The sequence below is a fragment of the Pseudoxanthomonas sacheonensis genome, assembly GCF_010093305.1.
Lineage (GTDB): Bacteria > Pseudomonadota > Gammaproteobacteria > Xanthomonadales > Xanthomonadaceae > Pseudoxanthomonas_A > Pseudoxanthomonas_A sacheonensis.
This window is the reverse complement of record NZ_PDWS01000034.1, coordinates 1-2,030: the sequence shown is the minus strand read 5'-3', so window position 1 is coordinate 2,030 and position 2,030 is coordinate 1. Positions and strand designations below refer to the sequence as shown.

The window sequence follows — 2,030 nt, the reverse complement described above, 5'->3', positions numbered from 1 at the left end:
TGGATCACCGCGGCCACCGATGAGAACGGGTTCACCACCAGCTACGGCTATGACGCCATGGGGCGCATGGCCAGCATCGTCTATCCCACCGGCGACAGCACCGTCTGGAATACAACGACGCAGAATTTCATCCAGATAAACTACGATGAGCACGGCTTGGCGCCGGGCCATTGGCGCTCCAGTCGCGCGACAGGCAATGGCTACCTGAACGTCTATTACGACGCTATGTGGCGTCCTGTGCTGGAAGAGAAATTGGATCTCGGCAACGTCAGTGGCACCGTCAGTCAGGTGGTCAAAAGATACGATGTTAGCGGTCGTTTGGCTTTCCAGTCTTATCCGGCCAACAACGTCGCTGATTTCCAAGCGGTCACGCAAGGCATCCGTACTTCTTACGATGCGCTGGATCGTGTGACACGGGTGGAGCAGGATTCCGAGCTGGGCGTATTGGCCAGCACTACCGAGTACTTGACTGGTTTTCAAACGCGGGTCACCAATCCGCGCACGTTTCAAACCACGACAACCTATAAGGCGTACGACACGCCTTCCTTCGATCTGCCGATCACGATTCAAGAGCCAGAAAACAAAAGCACGACCATTACTCGTGACGTATTCGGCAAACCCACCTCCATAGCCCGGAGCGGTGGTGGCGTCTCGGCAGTTCGGTCCTATGTTTATGACGGCTACCAGCAATTGTGCAAAACCATCGAGCCGGAAACCGGCGCCACGGTGATGGATTACGACAATGCCGGCAATGTGGCGTGGTCTGCTAGTGGTTTGACGGGCTCCAACTACGCTGATCCGGCTCAATGCAGCCGGAATGAGGGCGCAACTTCGGGCAGAGCTGCCGTTCGGCAGTATGACAGTCGAAATCGTCCTACGTATCTGTTCTTTCCCGATCACCGGGGGGATCAATCTTGGACGTATACGCCCGATGGTCTAGTGGCAACCGCAGCTACCGACAATGAAGGATCTGCGCTCGGACGCGTGAACAATGCGTACACCTACAACAAGCGTCGCATGCTGACCGGCGAGAGCGTTAGCCAGCCTGGCTGGTACACCTGGAGCATCGGCTATGGCTACGATGCCAATGGCAGCCTGGCCAGCCAGACCTATCCTACGGGCCTGGCCATCAACTACGCCCCCAACGCCTTGGGCCAGGCTACCCAAGCGGGAAGTTACGCCACCGGGGCGCAGTACTACCCCAATGGCGCCCTCAAGCAGTTCACCTACGGCAATGGCTTGACCCATAACCTGAGCCAGAATGCCCGGCAGTTGCCGCTCCGGGTCACCGATGGCGGCAATGCACTGGATCATGAATATGCCTACGATGCCAATGCCAACGTAACCGCCATCTACGATTACATCATCGGCGCCCCCACCGCCCAGCACCGCTTTATGACCTACGACAATCTGGATCGTCTGACCGGGGCGGGTTCGGCGATGTTCGGCGGGAGCGACCACTGGCATTTCTTCACCTACGATGCGCTGGACAACCTGAAGTCGTGGAAGCAGGCGGGCCTGAAGGACTATGCCGAGTATGTGTATGACGCCAAGAACCAGCTGACCAACATCAAGAACACGGCCGGGGCCACCGTGGTGGGCCTGAGCTACGACGTGCAGGGCAATCTGGCCAACAAGAACGGTCAGCTGTATAGCTTCGACTACGGCAACCGCCTGCGCACAGTGCCGAACAAGGAGGCGTATCTGTACGATGGCCACGGGCGCCGGGTGCAGACCACCAAGATCGACGGCAGCAAGACGCTGTGGCAGTACAGCCAGTCCGGGCAGATGCTGTTCTCCTGGAACGGCCCCAGCAGCGAGAAGACCCACGAGAACGTCTACCTGGGCGGTAGCCTGGTGGCCACCATTGACCACGACTGGCCCAGCAATGCGGTAATCGCGACCAAGTACCAGCACACCGATGCCCTGGGCAGTCCGGTAGCGGTCACCAACGAAGCCGGGACGGTGATCGACCGCACCAACTACGAGCCCTATGGCGCGGCGATCAACAAGCCGGCGTACGAGGGCAT

The 2,030-nt window shown here is 58.9% G+C and carries 1 protein-coding gene; it reads left to right on the top strand.

Annotation, left to right across the window (positions count from 1 at the left end):
• Window positions 1-2,030: RHS repeat domain-containing protein (locus CSC73_RS18280; protein WP_163843559.1), on the top strand; the 2,030-nt coding region annotated here is incomplete at both ends.